1 protein-coding gene is annotated in these 740 nt (G+C 41.3%); it reads right to left on the bottom strand.

Annotated elements, in window-relative coordinates:
* Window positions 1-372: 372 nt before the first annotated feature.
* The coding region (locus A3712_RS14380) for a co-chaperone GroES family protein (RefSeq protein ID WP_063524015.1) at window positions 373-740 on the bottom strand (368 nt) is incomplete at its 5' end.

Here is a 740-nt window from a genome sequence, read left to right as displayed (position 1 = left end):
ACTGACCTGAAAGGTTTTTGTTCTGCTCCTGCAGTTCTTTTACATACTGCAAAGCTTGTAGTTCTCTTCGCTGAAACTCTTTTGCTTGTGCGACAGCTTTGTTTATTCTGTCTTGAGAAGTNCTTGTTCTGCGCTCTGCCTCAGATATTTCTTCTTCTTCATCTATTGGCTTTGCATCAAAGTCTTCTTTGACTACATCTTCTGTAATCGGTTCTATTTCTTGAACATCTTCTTCATCTAGGTCAATNACCGCGACCTCTTCGGATGTTTCTTCTTCTACTCTTCTGTTTTCTGGAAGCGAGGCTTTCTCAATATTCTCATCATTAAGATTAGCCAGAGCTTCAGTTAGTGTTTCTTCAGCCATGTTTTCACCTATGCAGATTTAATATCGTCTGGATTTAGTATTGTTCCGATCACTTCATCATCATTAATAATTCTGACTTCGTGATCATCTTCTAGTGCGAAACGAGCTCCTGCATATCTACCGATAAGCACCCAATCTCCTTTCTTGCACCATGGTATGCCCTCAAACTTTGTATCGTCTTTGTAAGCCAAAGGACCAACCTTCAATACATAACACACTGATGTGGCTAGGTTTTCTTTATCCACAGTGGAATCAAGAAGGTGTATACCGCCATCAGTGATACCTTTCCCCTTGTATGGTAAGACCAGAAGTCTCCACCCAGAAGGGTCAGGCATTCGTTCAACCAATGATTTATCTAACACGGTGGGGTCCAAGA

Origin of the sequence: Vibrio sp. HI00D65 (assembly GCF_001635455.1) — a bacterium.
Taxonomy (GTDB): Bacteria; Pseudomonadota; Gammaproteobacteria; order Enterobacterales; family Vibrionaceae; genus Vibrio.
This window is presented reverse-complemented; position numbering and strand designations above follow the sequence as displayed.